The organism is Streptomyces sp. NPDC026673 (genome assembly GCF_040638135.1).
Lineage (GTDB): Bacteria > Actinomycetota > Actinomycetes > Streptomycetales > Streptomycetaceae > Actinacidiphila.
The window spans coordinates 13,971-29,457 of record NZ_JBEZXR010000001.1; the positions used below are offsets into that span (position 1 = coordinate 13,971).

Annotated in this window: 16 protein-coding genes; 15 read left to right on the plus strand and 1 reads right to left on the minus strand. The window is 72.9% G+C overall.

Translation table 11 applies throughout. The features are described 5' to 3' along the window. The first annotated feature begins 28 nt into the window (after positions 1–28). Positions 29–553, plus strand: coding sequence for a YbjN domain-containing protein (locus AB0F62_RS00070; RefSeq protein ID WP_026250857.1), 525 nt, complete (start codon positions 29–31; stop codon positions 551–553). A gap of 193 nt (positions 554–746) precedes the next feature. Here the strand turns inward: AB0F62_RS00070 and AB0F62_RS00075 are convergent, their stop codons facing one another. Then, positions 747–1,910, minus strand: coding sequence for a pyridoxal phosphate-dependent aminotransferase (locus tag AB0F62_RS00075; RefSeq protein WP_361790019.1), 1,164 nt, complete (start codon positions 1,908–1,910; stop codon positions 747–749). Between the two features lie 111 nt (positions 1,911–2,021). Here AB0F62_RS00075 and AB0F62_RS00080 point away from each other — a divergent pair, with 111 nt between their 5' ends. The 14 genes from AB0F62_RS00080 (at position 2,022) to AB0F62_RS00145 (ending at position 15,480) form a co-directional block, all read left to right on the plus strand. Beyond that, entirely contained in the window at positions 2,022–2,318 is a 297-nt protein-coding gene (locus tag AB0F62_RS00080) for a hypothetical protein (protein ID WP_361790022.1), read from the plus strand. Positions 2,319–2,612: 294 nt separating this feature from the next. Beyond that, a complete protein-coding gene (locus AB0F62_RS00085) occupies positions 2,613–3,191 on the plus strand; it encodes a DUF2617 family protein (protein ID WP_361790025.1) in 579 nt (192 codons plus the stop codon). Between the two features lie 109 nt (positions 3,192–3,300). After that, on the plus strand, positions 3,301–4,869 hold the full coding sequence (locus tag AB0F62_RS00090; RefSeq protein ID WP_361790028.1) for a polyamine aminopropyltransferase: 1,569 nt from the start codon (positions 3,301–3,303) through the stop codon (positions 4,867–4,869). A gap of 57 nt (positions 4,870–4,926) precedes the next feature. Next, a complete protein-coding gene (locus AB0F62_RS00095; RefSeq protein WP_361790031.1) occupies positions 4,927–5,808 on the plus strand; it encodes an SRPBCC domain-containing protein in 882 nt (293 codons plus the stop codon). A 10-nt stretch (positions 5,809–5,818) separates the two neighbouring features. Continuing rightward, positions 5,819–6,649, plus strand: coding sequence for an aldose 1-epimerase (locus AB0F62_RS00100; RefSeq protein WP_361790034.1), 831 nt, complete (start codon positions 5,819–5,821; stop codon positions 6,647–6,649). Between the two features lie 10 nt (positions 6,650–6,659). Then, positions 6,660–7,199 (plus strand): orotate phosphoribosyltransferase, encoded by a 540-nt coding sequence (gene pyrE / locus AB0F62_RS00105; protein WP_361790037.1) that lies wholly within the window; start codon positions 6,660–6,662, stop codon positions 7,197–7,199. Positions 7,200–7,388: 189 nt separating this feature from the next. Next, complete coding sequence (gene fbaA, locus AB0F62_RS00110; protein ID WP_361790040.1) at positions 7,389–8,411, plus strand: class II fructose-bisphosphate aldolase; 1,023 nt, start codon at positions 7,389–7,391, stop codon at positions 8,409–8,411. A 91-nt stretch (positions 8,412–8,502) separates the two neighbouring features. Continuing rightward, on the plus strand, positions 8,503–8,916 hold the full coding sequence (locus AB0F62_RS00115) for a DUF3151 domain-containing protein (RefSeq protein WP_361790043.1): 414 nt from the start codon (positions 8,503–8,505) through the stop codon (positions 8,914–8,916). Positions 8,917–9,121: 205 nt separating this feature from the next. Then, positions 9,122–9,955 carry a tryptophan 2,3-dioxygenase family protein gene (locus AB0F62_RS00120; protein WP_361790046.1) on the plus strand — a complete coding sequence of 278 codons (834 nt, stop codon included), beginning with the start codon at positions 9,122–9,124 and terminating at the stop codon, positions 9,953–9,955. After that, on the plus strand, positions 9,948–11,171 hold the full coding sequence (gene kynU / locus AB0F62_RS00125; protein WP_361790049.1) for a kynureninase: 1,224 nt from the start codon (positions 9,948–9,950) through the stop codon (positions 11,169–11,171). Before AB0F62_RS00120 ends, kynU begins: the two co-directional genes overlap by 8 nt. Before the next feature lie 3 nt (positions 11,172–11,174). After that, the gene (locus tag AB0F62_RS00130; RefSeq protein ID WP_361790052.1) at positions 11,175–12,119 is read left to right on the plus strand and encodes an alpha/beta hydrolase; all 945 of its coding nucleotides are present in this window, start codon (positions 11,175–11,177) and stop codon (positions 12,117–12,119) included. A 137-nt stretch (positions 12,120–12,256) separates the two neighbouring features. After that, the gene (locus AB0F62_RS00135) at positions 12,257–13,510 is read left to right on the plus strand and encodes a histidine kinase (RefSeq protein ID WP_361790762.1); all 1,254 of its coding nucleotides are present in this window, start codon (positions 12,257–12,259) and stop codon (positions 13,508–13,510) included. Further along, a complete protein-coding gene (locus AB0F62_RS00140) occupies positions 13,507–14,175 on the plus strand; it encodes a response regulator transcription factor (protein ID WP_361790055.1) in 669 nt (222 codons plus the stop codon). The genes AB0F62_RS00135 and AB0F62_RS00140 overlap by 4 nt, the downstream gene beginning before the upstream one ends. A gap of 87 nt (positions 14,176–14,262) precedes the next feature. Further along, entirely contained in the window at positions 14,263–15,480 is a 1,218-nt protein-coding gene (locus tag AB0F62_RS00145; RefSeq protein ID WP_361790058.1) for a cytochrome P450, read from the plus strand. Positions 15,481–15,487: the final 7 nt, after the last annotated feature.

A 15,487-nucleotide genomic window follows, 5' to 3' on the forward strand; every position in this document is an offset into this window, starting at 1 on the left:
GGGTTATCCGTACGAAGGGAACTCCAAGGTGAGCATCGACCCGTCCTCGATTCCGAATTTCGGGGGCCAGCCGGACCCCCAGCCCGGCTCTGCCGGGAACGTGGTCATTCCTGACCAGGATCTGGTCAAGCAGCTGCTGGAGCAGATGGAGCTCAAGTACGTCGTCGACGAGGAGGGCGACCTCGCCGCGCCGTGGGAGGAGTTCCGCACCTACTTCATGTTCCGCGGGGAGGAGGACCAGCAGATCTTCGCGGTCCGCACCTTCTACGACCGCCCGTACAGCATTGAGGACAAGCCCCAGCTGCACGAGGCGCTCGACGACTGGAACCGCCGCACCCTGTGGCCGAAGGTGTACACCCACACCCACGACGACGGCACCGTCCGCCTGATCGGTGAGGCCCAGATGCTGATCGGCCTCGGCGTCGGTCTGGAGCACTTCGTCTCCAGCACCGTCAGCTGGGTCCGGGCGTCCATCGAGTTCGAGAAGTGGATCCTCGAGGCCCTGGGACTGGAGAAGGACGCGGAGTCCACGGACGACGACGGCGAGGACTGAGCGTCCGCCGCGGGGAGGTACACGACCCGCGCGGCGGTGGCCCGGCCGCGACGCGACCGCCTTCGAGGCGGGCGCGCGGCCGGGCTGCCGTCTTTTGGGGGTGCTGTCCGCGCTCAGGGCCGCATCGGGGCTGCCCCCCAGGGCTTCCCCCCAGGGCGAGGGGAAGCGCCCCGGCGCCCCGTGCGCGCCGGCCTCACAGCCGGCGCAGCCGCTCCACACTCTCCCGCAGCACGTCCTCGCGCTTGCAGAAGGCGAAGCGCACCAGGCTGCGGCCCTCCTCCGCGTTGTCGTAGAAGATCACGTTCGGCACGGCCACGACCCCGCAGCGCTCGGGAAGCGCCCGGCAGAAGGCGAGGCCGTCCTTCTCGTCGAGCGGCCGGATGTCCGTGGTGACGAAGTAGGTGCCCTCCGGGCGGAAGACCCTGAAGCCGGCCTCCTCCAGGCCGTCGGAGAGCAGGTCGCGCTTGCGCCGCAGGTCCTCGCGGAAGTCCCGGAAGTACGCGTCCGGCAGCGCCAGCGCCTCGGCCACCGCGTACTGGAACGGCCCGGCGCTGACGTAGGTCAGATACTGCTTGGCCGCGCGTACGGCGCTGACCAGGGTCGGGGCGGCGGTGACCCAGCCGACCTTCCAGCCGGTGAAGGAGAAGGTCTTGCCGGCGCTCGAGATGGTGACCGTGCGGTCCCGCATGCCCGGGAAGGACGCGAGCGGCACGTGCTCGGTCCCGTACGTCAGGTGCTCGTAGACCTCGTCCGTGACCACGATCAGATCGCGCTCGACGGCGAGCTCCGCGATGGCCGCCAGCTCCTCGCGGGTGAGGACCATGCCGGTGGGGTTGTGAGGGCTGTTGAGCAGCAGCAGCCGGGTCCGCGGGGTGACCGCCTCGCGCAGCGCGTCCAGATCGGGGCGGAAGGAGGGGGCGCGCAGGGTGAGCGGCACACGGCGGGCGCCGGCCATGGCGATGCAGGCGGCGTACGAGTCGTAGAAGGGCTCGAAGGCGATCACCTCGTCGCCGGGCTCCAGCAGCCCGAGCATGGCCGCCGCGATGGCCTCGGTGGCGCCCGCGGTGACCAGCACCTCGGTGTCGGGGTCGTACCCGAGCCCGTGGAAGCGCAGCTGGTGCTCCGCGACGGCCCGGCGCAGTTCGGGGACCCCGGGACCGGGCGGGTACTGGTTGCCCCGGCCGTCGCGCAGCGCCCTGACGGCAGCCTCGCGGACCTCCTCGGGGCCGTCGGTGTCCGGGAAGCCCTGACCGAGGTTGATCGCGCCGGTACGGGTGGCGAGGGCGGACATCTCGGCGAAGATCGTGGTCCCGAACTCGGCGAGTGCGCGGTTGAGCGGGGGTCGCGAGGAGGTCATGCCCGCCATCCTCCGCCGAACCTCTGGACTTCCTCAACTTTGCTTTCGGCCGGAGAGGACGGGGGCATCACCGTCGCACAACGGAAAGCACGGAAAGCGGGGGTGGGAACGATGACGGTCTTCGTCATTCTGCTGGTCTTCAGCGCGATAGTCGTGCTCGTCATGGCGGTCCGGAACGCCACCCGGCGCCACTGGCGGCGGCGCTCGGGCAGCTCCGCGGTGGCCGAGGGCGGCGTGATGAGCTGGTGGGCGGGGGACGCCGGTTCTCCCAGCGGCGGAGGCGCCGGTCACGGGGGCGGCCACCACTCCTGCGGTGGGAGCAGCTCGTGCGGCGGCGGGAGCTCCTGCGGCGGGGGCAGCTCGTGCGGCGGCGGCGGTGGTGGTGGCGGATGCGGCGGCGGAAGCTGACGATACGAAATTGCGTATTGCCCGTGCCGAATCGCATATGCGCCCGACGGGTTACTCACCCGTCGGGCGCATTCGTGGTGAACACCTGAACCCGTCCGAGTCCTTGGGGATGTAAAGCGGGTGGAGATGGGTAAAAACGCTGAAGGCGACGCGCCATTCATGATTGCGTATTCACCGACCCCTCGTGGGCACGAGCCGACGGACGTTCTCCCCACAGGCGCGGGTCGGCGCGTCCTCTCCCCATACCCGTGACCTTCCCTCGCTTGCTCGCTATGTGCCTGCGGAGCCGACTTCATGCTCACCACGCTTCAGACCGCCTACACCGACACACGCGCCGGGGACCTGGCCTGGTGTCTGGGGAAGGACGAACTCCCGGCGCTCGCCGTGCTCGACCGCGAACTCCCCGGCCCCGGCGACGGCCCCGGCCCCGGCGACGGCCCCGGTCCCGGCGACGGCACCGCCGCCTTCGCCACGCCTTCCGTGCAGGTCCAGCTGCGGCTGCTCGGCGCCTCCCACCAGGTCGTCCTGGACTCGCCACGCGGCCGCTGCTCGGAGACCGTCGCCTGTATGCCGGGCAGCAGCACACCGCTGCCGTTCGGCGTGGCCCGGCGGATCGCCGGCTGGGACTACGAGTTCGCGGCGCGGATCGAGACCCTCTCGCGGGGCTGCTTCGCCGGGCGCGCGCAGGAGCTGCTCGCCCTGGTGGCCGATCACCCGAACGGTCTGGCGGGGACGTTCCCGGGTGACCCGCACGCCTTCACCGCGATGCTCGTGCAGTACCGCGGCGGCAGCGTGCTCTGGCGCACATGGCACGCGTACCCCCAGGAAGGACGGCTGGTGGCGACCCGTTCGACCCTCAGCGCACAGTCGTGAGCGCGGTGGTACGGGCCCGGCCGACAGGGCGTCAACCCGCCGCCAAGTGCCGCGGATTGCACCCCTGCGGGTGACGTGGACCGCCATATACCTGACATAGCGTGCAGTCATGATCGACCAGTCCGCCTCCCGTACGGCCCGAGCCGCCCCGCGCGCCTGCCGGCTGCGGCTCCCCGTCCCGGTGGCCGCGGCCCGGGCGCTGGTCCTGGCCGCGGTCTTCGTCTGCGCCGCGTGCGGCCTGGTGTACGAGCTCGAACTGGTCGCGCTCGCCTCCTACCTGGTCGGGGACTCGGTCACCCAGGCGTCGATCGTGCTGTCCGTGATGGTCTTCGCCATGGGCGCCGGATCGCTGCTCGCCAAACGGCTGAGCTGTGCGCCGGCCGTCGGCTTCGCCGCGGTGGAGATCGTGCTGGCGCTGGTCGGCGGGCTCTCGGTGATGGCGCTCTACGCGAGTTTCGCCTGGCTGGGCCAGTCGCGGCCCGCGATGGCGGTCTTCGCCTTCGCCATCGGCGTGCTCATCGGCGCCGAGATCCCGCTGCTGATGACGCTGATCCAGCGGATCCGGCGGCAGGACGCGGGCGGCGCCGTCGCCGACCTCTTCGCCGCGGACTATGTGGGCGCGCTGGTCGGCGGGCTCGCCTTCCCCTTCCTCCTGCTGCCCTGTTACGGCCAGCTGACCGGGGCGCTCGTCACGGGCGCGGTCAACGCGGTCGCGGGCGGCTTCCTCGTTCTGTGGCTCTTCCGCAGTGACCTCACGCCGCGGGCCCGCGGCCGGCTGCTCGCCGCCAACGTCGTGGTCCTCGCGGTGCTCGCGGGTGCGGCCTGGGCCGCCGGCCCCTTCGAGCGGGCCGCCCGGGAGGCGGTCTACGGCGGGGACGTACGGCTGGCCGAGCAGACCGCCGTCCAGGAGGTCGTGCTCACCGGTGCGCCGCTCCAGCTGTTCCTGGACGGCCGGTTGCGGGTGCGCGCGCGGGACGAGTACCGCTACCACGAGGCCCTGGTGCACCCCGCCATGGCCGGCCGGCACCGCCGCGTGCTGATCCTCGGCGGCGGCGACGGGCTCGCGTTGCGCGAGGTGCTGGGCTACCCGGGAGTCGGCTCGGTGACCGTGGTCGACCCCGACGCCGAGCTGGTGGCCCTGGCGCGGGACGACCGCGCGCTGGCCGGGCTCAACCGGCACGCCTACCGCGATCCGCGGGTCCGGGCGGTCGCCGCGGACACCTTCGACTGGCTGCGGTGGGCACGGCCGTCCGGCGCGCGCGGCGGGTACGACGTCGTGCTCGCCGACCTCCCCGACCCGGGGATCTCACGCAGCGCGAAGCTCTACTCGCAGGAGTTCTACGGCCTGGCCGAGCGCGCGCTCGCCCCGGGCGGACGGCTCGCCGTGCACGCGGGGGCGCCGAGCGCCGGGCGGCGCGGCTTCTGGACGGTCGACGCGACGATACGGGCGGCCGGGCTGCGCACCGCCGCCTACTGGATCGGCCCCGGACACGGGGGAGGCGACTGGGGCTTCGTCCTCGCCGCCCGGCACCGCGCCCCGGCACTGCGCCTGCCCGCGGACGCCCCGCGGTTGCGGTCGCTGACGCCCGCCGCCCTCGCCTCGGCGGCCCGGCGGGCCGCGCGGGCTCCGATGCGGGGCCTGCCGCCGTCGACGCTGATGCATCCGCGCTCCGGGTGAGGGCGAACCGGCGCCGAATCCGCACCGAAGCGCCGCCCGGCGGATTAGGCTCGCGGCATGGAGCCGCATGAGGTGTTCGTTCCGTTTCCGGCCGAGACCATCCGCCGGTCCCTCGCCGACCTGGAGCGCGTGGCCCGCTGTGTGCCCGGCCTCCAGCGGGACGCCGGCGCCGAGGAGGGGCTCGCCGGCCGCCTCAGGCTCAGGATCGGCGGCTCGACCATCACCTATCGCGGCACCCTGCGGCTGGTCCCGCGCGGCGCGGGGCTGACCGCCGAGGGCGAGGCGGTGGAGGCGCGGGGCGCGGGCGCGGTGAAGCTGGCGCTGGAGGTCGGCGTGGACGCGGTCTCGGGCGGCACGCTGCTGACCTTCACCGGCACCGTACTGGCCGACGGCCGGCTCGCCGAGTACGAGGAGGAGGTCGTCACCGCGACGGGCCACCGCCTGCTGGACCGTTTCGTCGCCGCGCTCACCTCCGACCTGGAGGAGACCCCGGCCGGGGCGCCCGAGCCCGCCGCGGGGGACGCCGGGGCCGTCGAGGACCTCGCGGACGACCTGCCCGCGCAGCTCGACGAGTTCGCCGGACACGACGTCCAGGAACTGCGGGAGCTGGGGGAACTCCCGGACCTTGAGGGCGATGAGGGCGATGAGGGCGTCGCGGAGGTGCTGCCCGTGGCGGACGCGGTGCCGGAGGTTCCCGAGAACCCCGCCGGGATCGACCTGCCCGCCGAGGCCGCGCACGCCCGCCGCACCCTGATCGGCCGCAGTGCCGAGGAGGTCGACCACGCCCCGCCGCGCGGCCGGTACGCCCCGGTGCCCGCGCCGCAGAGCGGTGCCGCGACCGCCTCGCTGCGCCGGTACGCGCCCGCCGCGGCGGCGCTGCTGCTGTCGGCCGTGGTCGCGGGGCGAGTGCTGCGGCGGCGCAGGCGCTCGTTCCCGTAGGGTCTGTGCCGTGGCCACGGACAAGACCCCTGACGGGCGAGACGACGAGCACGCAGTCCAACTCGAAGCCGGACCGGCGCGGCTGACGATCCTTCCGGATCTCGGCTGCCGGGTCGGCTCGCTGACCGTCGGCGGCGTCGAGCTGCTGCGGCAGGGGCCGAACTTCGGGTCCTTCCCGATGGTGCCGTGGTGCGGCCGCACCCGGGACGGGCAGTTCCGCAACGGCGGCGAACTGCACCAGATGCCGCGCGACGCGGGGCCGCACGCCATCCACGGCACCGGCCGGCATGTCGCCTGGCAGGCCGCCCCGGGGACCACCGGCACCAGCGCCTGCTTCTTCTACGACCTGGCCGAGCCCTGGCCGTACAAGGGCCGGGTCAGTCAGCGCTTCGAGCTCTCCGAGGACCGCCTCGACCTCACGATGAGCGTGGAGACCACCGGCGACTCCTTCCCGGCCCAGGCCGGCTGGCACCCCTGGTTCCTGCGCAACCTCGGCCGGGGCGGGCAGGACGCCCTGATCGACTTCACGCCGGGCTGGATGGAGGAGCGCGGCGAGGACCATCTCCCCACCGGCCGCCGGGTGGACCCGGGGCCCCGCCCGTGGGACGACTGCTTCGGCATGCCGGACGGTGTGGACGTCACGCTGACCTGGCCCGGCGAACTCCGGTTGCGGGTCACCAGCCCCGACGCCTGGGTGGTGGTCTACGACGAGCAGCCGCCGGCGATCTGCGTGGAGCCGCAGTCGGGTCCCCCGAACGGGTTGAACACCGCGCCGCGGCTGGTCACCCCGATCGACCCGCTGGAGATGCGCGCGACCTGGGCCTGGGAGCGGCTGGGCTAGGCTCGTGGCCATGAGCGACGCGCGTGATGCCCTCCTGCAGCAGATCAAGGACAAGGCCGTGGTGCACGGCAAGGTGACCCTCTCCTCGGGTCTCGAGGCCGACTACTACATCGACCTGCGCCGGATCACGCTGGACGCCGAGGCCGCCCCGCTGGTCGGTCAGGTCATGCTCGACACCACCGCCGACCTGGACTTCGACGCCGTCGGCGGGCTCACCCTCGGCGCCGACCCGGTCGCCACCTCCATGCTGCACGCCGCCGCGGCCCGCGGCCGCAAGCTGGACGCCTTCGTCGTGCGCAAGGCGCAGAAGGCGCACGGCATGCAGCGCCGCATCGAGGGGCCGGACATCAAGGGCCGCCGGGTGCTGGTGGTCGAGGACACCTCGACCACCGGCGGTTCGCCGCTGACCGCCGTGGAGGCCGCGCGCGAGGCCGGCGCCGAGGTCGTGGCCGTCGCCGTGATCGTCGAGCGCGGTGCCGCTCCGGCCATCGCGGAAGCGGGTCTTCCGTACTACCGCGCCTTTGGCCTGGATGATCTCGACCTGGCCTGATTGCCCGTCTGACCTGCGCTTTCCCTCAGGGGTGGAGGGTTTCACGTGAAACCCTCCACCCCTGAGGTATGTCCGTGGTGCGCAGTGTGTGGAGCTCTCGCGCGCGTCTGCCAAGATGGGGGCGACGATGACGTCGATCCCAGGTCAGGGTCACTCACCGAACACCCGCACATCACAAGGAGCGGACAGATGCCCATCGCAACCCCCGAGATCTACAACGAGATGCTCGACCGGGCGAAGGCCGGCAAGTTCGCCTACCCGGCCATCAACGTGACCTCGACCCAGACCCTGCACGCCGCGCTGCGCGGTTTCGCGGAGGCTGAGAGCGACGGCATCGTCCAGATCTCGACGGGCGGCGCCGAGTTCCTCGGCGGCCAGTACAAGAAGGACATGGTCACCGGATCGGTCGCGCTCGCGGAGTTCGCGCACATCGTCGCCGAGAAGTACCCGGTCAACATCGCGCTGCACACCGACCACTGCCCCAAGGACAAGCTGGACGGGTATGTGCGCCCGCTGCTGGCGGTCTCCCAGGAGCGCGTGGCGGCCGGCCGCAACCCGCTCTTCCAGTCGCACATGTGGGACGGTTCCGCCGAGACCCTCGACGACAATCTCGCCATCGCCCAGGAGCTGCTGGCCGAGGCCGCCAAGGCGAAGATCATCCTCGAGGTGGAGATCACCCCCACCGGTGGCGAGGAGGACGGCGTCACCCACGAGATCAACGACAAGCTCTACACCACGGTCGAGGACGCCATCCGCACGGCCGAGGCGCTGGGCCTGGGCGAGAAGGGCCGTTACCTGCTCGCCGCCTCCTTCGGCAACGTCCACGGCGTCTACAAGCCCGGCAACGTCGTGCTCCGCCCCGAGCTGCTGAAGGAGCTCGCGGAGGGCGTCGCCGCCAAGTTCGGCAAGCAGGACCCGTTCAACTTCGTCTTCCACGGCGGCTCCGGCTCCACCAAGGAGGAGATCGCCACCGCGCTGCAGAACGGCGTCGTCAAGATGAACATCGACACCGACACGCAGTACGCGTTCACCCGTCCGGTCGCGGACCACATCCTCCGCAACTACGACGGCGTGCTGAAGATCGACGGCGAGGTCGGCGACAAGAAGACCTACGACCCGCGCAGCTGGGGCAAGCTGGCCGAGGGCGGCATGGCCGCCCGCGTCCTCGAGGCCTGCCAGGACCTGCGTTCCGCGGGCACCAAGCTCGCGTAACCACCGCGCGTCGCGCCGCGCACGGCATCGCGCCGCGCACCGGGCCCGGCCCTTCCACGTGGAGGGCCGGGCCCCGGCCATACTGGAACCCATGGCCATTCACGAGAACCTGCTCGGGGGACCGCCCCCGACGAACCTGCCCGACGAGCCCGAGCCGCGCGAGCTGCTCGCCTCGGGCGCGGCCCCCTCCGAGGTCGCCGCCAAGTACCCCTCGTCCTCACTGGCCTGGGCCCAGCTCGCGGACGACGCGTTCGAGGCCGGCCGGGTCGTCGAGTCGTACGCCTACGCCCGCACCGGCTACCACCGCGGCCTGGACGCGCTGCGCCGCAACGGCTGGAAGGGGCACGGTCCGGTGCCCTGGGAGCACGAGCCCAACCGCGGCTTCCTGCGGGCGCTGCACGCCCTCGCGCGTGCCGCCCAGGCGATCGGCGAGCAGGAGGAGTACGAGCGCTGCAGCGCCTTCCTGCGGGACTCCTCCGAGACCGCCGCCGAGACCCTCGGCTGAGTCACCGTCCGCCGCTGACCACGGCTTTCACCCCCGACCTGTCCGGCGCATCCGCCGGACAGGTCTTGCCGTACCGTGTCCTGACCACGCATGATGCGCGGTGGGCCCGGCGCCGATCGAGCGCGGGCCCGAGGGGACCGGGGCCCCGGCGCCGAAGCGCGCGGGGCAGACCGCTACCCGGTAGCTCGTATCCACGGAGACACCGATGTCCCACCTCCCCGACGTTTCCCAGGCCGGCGCCGAGGCCCCGAACCTGGACTTCGAAGGGACCACGCCCTACGAGGACTACGTCCAGGCGGACGTCCTCACCCATCTGCAGCACCCCCGTTCCGACGACCCCGGCGAGATGGTCTTCCTCGTGACCACCCAGGTCATGGAGCTGTGGTTCACCGTCATCGTGCACGAATGGGAGACCGCCTCCCGGGCGCTCGCCGCCGACGACCTGCCGACGGCGCTGGCCGCGCTCAAGCGGAGCACCTATGAGCTCCAGTCGCTCAACGCGTCCTGGGAGCCGATCGCGCACCTCACCCCGGGGCAGTTCAACGCCTACCGCGCGGCCCTGGGCGAGGGCTCCGGCTTCCAGTCGGCGATGTACCGGCGCATGGAGTTCCTGCTCGGCGAGAAGTCGGCGTCCATGCTGGTCCCGCACCGCGGCTCGCCGCGCGTGCACGACGAGCTGGAGAAGGCGCTGCACCAGCCGAGCCTCTACGACGAGGTGCTGCGCTTCCTCGCCCGCCACGGCCACGACATCCCGCAGCGCGACGACCTGTCGCAGCGCTACGAGGCCGACCCCGCGGTCGAGCGGGCCTGGCAGTCGATCTACTCCGGTGACCAGGAGACCGAACTCGTCCGGCTGGGCGAGGCGCTGACCGAGGTGGCCGAGCTGGTGTGGCGCTGGCGCAACGACCACCTGGTGGCGACCCGCCGCGCGATGGGCGCCAAGACCGGCACCGGAGGCTCCGCAGGGGTGTCCTGGCTGGAGAAGCGCGCGAGCAAGAACGTGTTCCCCGAGCTCTGGACGGCCCGCAGCCATGTCTGACGCGATGAATCCCACCGAGACCCCGGAGGCGCGGGCGGCCCGCCTCGACACCGCCGACGAGCTGGCCAAGCTCCGCGACCGCTTCACGCTGGACGAGGTCGTCTACCTCGACGGCAACTCACTGGGCGCGCTGCCCGCCGGCGTGCCGGCCCGCATGGCCGACGTCATCGAGCGGGAGTGGGGGGCCCTGCGCATCCGCTCCTGGAGCGAGAGCGGCTGGTGGACGGCGCCGGAGCGGATCGGCGACCGCATCGGCGCGCTCATAGGCGCGGCCCCCGGCCAGGTCGTGGCCGGCGACTCCACGAGCGTCAACGTCTTCAAGGCCGTCGTCGGCGCGGTGCGGATCGCCCGGCAGGCCGATCCCGCCCGCGACGAGGTGCTGGTCGACGCCACGACCTTCCCCACCGACGGCTACATCGCGGAGTCCGCGGCCCGGATGACCGGGTGCACGATCCGCGCGGTCGACGCCGCGGACATCGCCGCCGCGGCGGGTCCGCGCACCGCCGTCGCGCTGGTCAACCACGTGGACTACCGCACGGGCCGGCTGCACGACCTGCCGGGCACCACCGCCGCCGTGCACGCGGCCGGCGCCCTGGTGGTCTGGGACCTCTGCCACACCGCGGGGGCGGTGCCGGTGGGCCTGGACGAGCACGGCGTGGACCTGGCGATCGGCTGCACGTACAAGTACCTCAACGGCGGCCCCGGCGCGCCCGCGTACCTGTACGTCCGCCGTGACCTGCAGCCGCTCTTCGACTCCCCGCTGCCCGGCTGGAACTCCCACCGCGACCCGTTCGCGATGGAGGCCGCCTACCGGCCCGCCGACGGCAGCGTCCGCGGCCGGGTCGGCACCCCGGAGATCCTGTCGCTGCTGGCGCTGGACGCGGCCCTCGACGTCTGGGACGGCGTGTCCCTGGACGCCGTTCGGGCCAAGAGCCTCGCCCTCACCGACTTCTTCCTGGAGTGCGTCGCGGCCTATGTGCCGGACGGCCTCGTCCGGTCGGTCACCCCGGCCGCCCACGCGGAGCGGGGCAGCCAGGTCGCGCTGCGCTGCTCCGACGCGGGCGCGGTGATGCGGGAGCTCATCGCCAGGGGTGTCGTCGGCGACTTCCGGGAGCCGGATATCCTCCGCTTCGGATTCACCCCGCTGTACACGCGCTTCGCGGACGCCGAGCGGGCGGCGCGGGTGCTGGCCCAGGTCCTGGAAGGGACGCGGTAACCCATGTCCGACCCCACCTCGCCGAGCGACACCATTCCGGCAGGCGCCGACGGCCGCGCCGACGCGGTGGGGCCGGACCCCGCCCCGCGGGATCCCGCGGGGCGGGCCGCGGCCGAGGAGGCGTCCGCGTTCTCGCACGCCCCCGTCCCGCCGGACGCCACCGCCGCCTACGGGGAACACCCCGACCAGATCGTGGACTTTTACCGCCCGCGGGGCGAGGCGGGCGGCGCGCGGCCGGGGCCGCTGGTCGTGCTCTTCCATGGCGGGGCCTGGCGGGCGCCGTACGACCGCACGCATGTCTCGCCGCTCGCGGGCTTCCTCGCCGGCCACGGCTTCGCGGTGGCCTCGGTGGAGTACCGCCGCGGCAACGGCGGTACGGTCGCGGGCCGCTGGCCGGACACCTTCGACGACGTGGCGGCGGCCACCGACGCCGTGCAGGCGCTGGCCGTGGCCGCACTCGGGGCGGAGGCCGTGGACGTCCGGCGGACCGTCCTCACCGGGCACTCGGCCGGCGGTCACCTCGCGCTGTGGGCGGCCGCCCGGCACGTGCTGCCGCCCGGGTCGCGCTGGCACCGTCCCGCCGCCCCGGCGCTGCGCGGTGTGGTCGCGCTCGCGCCGATCGCGGACTTCGGGGCCGCGGTCGAACTGGACGTGTGCTCCGGTGCCGTCGCCCAGCTCCTCGGCGGGCCGGAGCAGCTCGCCGCGCGCGGTGCGGAGACCGATCCGGCCGCGCTGCTGCCCACCGGCATCGCCGTGACCGTGGTGCACGGCGACGCGGACGACGTCGTCCCGCCGCAGGTCGCGGAGGCCTTCGCGGCCGCCTCGGCGAAGGCGGGGGAGGAGATCCAGCTGACCCTGCTGGAGGGCGTGGGCCACTTCCCGGTGATCGACCCGGCGGCCGACGCGGCGGCCGTGGTCGCCGAGGAGATCGCCCAGCTCGCCTGGTGAGGCGTTCTCCTGCGGCGGGTCCTACTTGAGGATGACGCCGATACATCGTCTTCGCCGGTGACGACGCCGACGTGCCGAGTACCTACGGTGAGAGCGTGACCGAGACAAGCCAGACCTCGCTGCGGACCGAACTCCGCATGGCCCGCGGTGCCCTCAGCGGGCTGCGGCACGACCTGATCACCGACGCCTTCGCCTTCCGTCCGATGGAACCGCTCCGCGAAGGGCACCCGCTGCTCGGCCTGGTGCCGCGCAGGTTCCGGGGGTACGCGCGCTGGCTGCCGCACGCGGTGCTGACCGGGTTCGCGCTCTTCCTGATGTTCGTCTCGGCCGAGAGCTACGGGGGTCCGGGCGGCGCGGTGATGGCCGTGCTGGCCGGGGTGCCGCTGCTCACCACGATGTTCCGGCCCATCGGCGCCTGGTGGCTGTCCGTGGGAGCCGCGGTGCTCACCGGGGTGATCTTCTTCGAGTCGTGGTCCTCCACCTGGCCGTGGACCGACGCGGGCTTCGTCTCGCACCTGGCGGTGATGTCCGTGGTGGCCGCGCGCACCCGGACGCGGGTGGCCGCCGAGATGTGGCTGCTCACCGCCGTGCTGGCGCTGTCCTTCCAGCCGCTCTCCCACTCGTACGGGGCCGACCCGTTCATCATGATCTTCCTGTCCGGCCTCGTCCTCTTCGTCGTCTCGACGGTGCGCGGGCTGCGGCAGTCCCGCCGGGAGGTGGCCGCCCAGGTCGCCGTGACCGAGGTCGAGCGGACCCGGCGCACCCTGCTGGAGGAGCGCACGACGATCGCCCGCGAGCTGCACGACGTCGTCGCCCACCACATGTCCGTGATCGCGATCCAGGCGGAGGCCGCGCCGTACCGGGTGGAGAACCCGCCCGAGGAGCTGACCAGGAGCTTCTCGATCATCCGCGAGAACGCCGTCGTCGCCCTCACCGAGCTGCGCCGGGTCCTCGGGGTCGTACGCGCCGAGGACTACCAGGCCCCCGACGCGCCGCAGCCGACCCTCGCCGACCTCGACCGGCTCGTCGCCAATGTGCGCGACGCGGGGCTGGAGGTGGAGCGGACGGTGACCGGAGCGGCGCGCGAACTTCCCCAGGGCGTCGAGCTGTCGGCGTACCGGATCATCCAGGAGGCACTGAGCAACACACTGCGGCACGCGCCGGGCGCGAGCGCCAAGGTGGAGGTCTCGTACGTGCTGGGCGGTCTGGGGCTGCGGGTCGTCAACGGCCCGCCGCGCGGACTGGTCAAGCCCTCGCCGGGCGCCGGGCACGGCATCGCCGGCATGCGGGAGCGGGTGGCGATGCTCAGCGGCGAGATGACGGACGGGCCCACCGAGGACGGCGGCTACGAGGTCGCGGTCTTCATCCCGGTCGCCGGGGAGCGCGCATGAGCGGGAACACCATCCGGGTGCTGATCGCGGACGACCAGATGATGGTCCGCGAGGGCTTCTCGGTGCTGCTGAACGCCCAACCGGACATCGAGGTCGTCGGCGAGGCCGTCGACGGGCGGCAGGCGATCGAGCAGGTCGCGGCACTGCGGCCGGACGTCGTGCTGATGGACATCCGCATGCCCGAGCTCAACGGCCTGGAGGCGACCCGGGAGATCGTCGCCGCGGACGCCGCCGCGAAGGTGCTGGTGCTGACCACCTTCGATCTGGACGAGTACGTCTACCAGGCGCTGCGCGCGGGAGCGTCGGGTTTCCTGCTCAAGGACGCCTCGGCGCGCCAGCTCGCGGACGGCGTGCGGATCGTGGCGGCCGGTGACGCGCTGCTCGCCCCGGCCGTCACCAAGCGGCTCATCACCGAGTTCAACCGGCTGGGCACGCCCCGGCCGCCGACCCAGGACCGGGTCGGGGAGCTGACCGAGCGCGAGACGGAGGTGCTCGTGCTGGTCGCCCAGGGGCTGTCCAACGCGGAGATCGCCGACCATCTGGTGGTCGCCGAGTCGACGGTCAAGACGCATGTCAGCCGGATCCTGGTGAAGCTGGGGCTGCGCGACCGGACACAGGCGGCGGTCTTCGCCTACGAGGCGCGTCTGGTCACCCCCGGCGGCTGACGCGCGGCTGACGGGCGGCTGATGGGCGGCCCGCCGGCGAGCGGACGGCCGACCGGGCGCGGCCCAGGCGGAGGGTAGTCTCCGCACATGAGCAGCACTGCCACCGCCTTCGATCCCTGGTCGCCGCAGTTCGTCGCCGACCCCTACCCGGCGTACGCCCGGCTGCGGGCGGAGGGCCGCGCGCACTGGTTCGAGCCGAGCGGTCAGTGGCTGATCCCGCACTTCGCGGATGTGAGCGCGCTGCTGCGGGACCGGCGGCTCGGGCGGACGTATCTGCACCGCTTCACCCACGAGGAGTTCGGGCGCACCGCGCCGCCGCCGGAGCACGAGCCCTTCACCACGCTCAACGGCAACGGTCTGCTCGACCTCGAGGCGCCCGACCACACCCGCATCCGGCGGCTGGTCTCCAAGGCGTTCACCCCGCGCACGGTCGAGCGGCTCACGCCGACAGTGCAGCGGCTCGCGGGCGAACTCGTCGAGCGGCTGGTCGCGGAGGGCGGCGGCGATCTCATCGCCATGGTCGCCGAGCCGCTGCCGGTCGCCGTCATCGCCGAGATGCTGGGGATACCGGTCGCCGACCGCCATCTGCTGCGGCCCTGGTCGGCCGACATCGTCGGGATGTTCGAGCTCAACCCGAGCGAGGACGCGGCCCGCCGCGCGGTCCGGGCGAGCGTCGAGTTCTCCGAGTACCTGCGCGAACTGATCGCCGAGCGCCGCAAGGCGCCCGGTGAGGACCTGATCAGCGCGCTGATCGCCGCGCACGACGAGGGCGACCGGCTCAGCGAGCAGGAGATGATCTCCACCTGCGTGCTGCTGCTGAACGCCGGGCACGAGGCGACCGTCAACACCACGGGCAACAGCTGGTGGACGCTCTTCCGGCACCCGGAGCAGCTGGCGGCGCTGCGCGCGGCACCGGAGGAACTGCTGCCGACCGCCATCGAGGAGCTGCTGCGCTTCGACACCCCGCTGCAGATGTTCGAGCGGTGGGTGCTGGACGACATCGAGGTGGGCGGCACGGTCATCCCGCGGGGCAGCGAGGTGGCGCTGCTGTTCGGCTCCGCCAACCGCGACCCGGAGCGTTTCGAGGATCCCGACCGGCTGGACCTCTCCCGCGCCGACAACCCGCACATCACCTTCGGCGCGGGCATCCACTACTGCCTCGGCGCGCCCCTGGCCCGCATCGAACTCGCCGCCTCCTTCTCGGCCCTGCTGCGCCGCGCTCCGCGGCTGGAGCTCTCGGCGGAGCCCGCATGGCACGAGGGCTACGTCATCCGCGGCCTGCGCGAGCTGCGGGTGAGCTGTTAGGACGGCA

Bases quoted from the DNA above. Each gene is read 5' to 3' on its own strand.
- AB0F62_RS00085 (WP_361790025.1), top strand. From the start codon at position 2,613: ATGCTCACCACGCTTCAGACCGCCTACACCGACACACGCGCCGGGGAC.
- AB0F62_RS00115 (WP_361790043.1), top strand. From the start codon at position 8,503: ATGGCCATTCACGAGAACCTGCTCGGGGGACCGCCCCCGACGAACCTG.
- pyrE (WP_361790037.1), top strand. From the start codon at position 6,660: ATGAGCGACGCGCGTGATGCCCTCCTGCAGCAGATCAAGGACAAGGCC.
- AB0F62_RS00145 (WP_361790058.1), top strand. From the start codon at position 14,263: ATGAGCAGCACTGCCACCGCCTTCGATCCCTGGTCGCCGCAGTTCGTC.
- AB0F62_RS00140 (WP_361790055.1), top strand. From the start codon at position 13,507: ATGAGCGGGAACACCATCCGGGTGCTGATCGCGGACGACCAGATGATG.
- AB0F62_RS00135 (WP_361790762.1), top strand. From the start codon at position 12,257: ATGGCCCGCGGTGCCCTCAGCGGGCTGCGGCACGACCTGATCACCGAC.
- AB0F62_RS00080 (WP_361790022.1), top strand. From the start codon at position 2,022: ATGACGGTCTTCGTCATTCTGCTGGTCTTCAGCGCGATAGTCGTGCTC.
- kynU (WP_361790049.1), top strand. From the start codon at position 9,948: ATGTCTGACGCGATGAATCCCACCGAGACCCCGGAGGCGCGGGCGGCC.
- AB0F62_RS00120 (WP_361790046.1), top strand. From the start codon at position 9,122: ATGTCCCACCTCCCCGACGTTTCCCAGGCCGGCGCCGAGGCCCCGAAC.
- AB0F62_RS00075 (WP_361790019.1), bottom strand. From the start codon at position 1,910: ATGACCTCCTCGCGACCCCCGCTCAACCGCGCACTCGCCGAGTTCGGG.
- AB0F62_RS00090 (WP_361790028.1), top strand. From the start codon at position 3,301: ATGATCGACCAGTCCGCCTCCCGTACGGCCCGAGCCGCCCCGCGCGCC.
- fbaA (WP_361790040.1), top strand. From the start codon at position 7,389: ATGCCCATCGCAACCCCCGAGATCTACAACGAGATGCTCGACCGGGCG.
- AB0F62_RS00095 (WP_361790031.1), top strand. From the start codon at position 4,927: ATGGAGCCGCATGAGGTGTTCGTTCCGTTTCCGGCCGAGACCATCCGC.
- AB0F62_RS00130 (WP_361790052.1), top strand. From the start codon at position 11,175: ATGTCCGACCCCACCTCGCCGAGCGACACCATTCCGGCAGGCGCCGAC.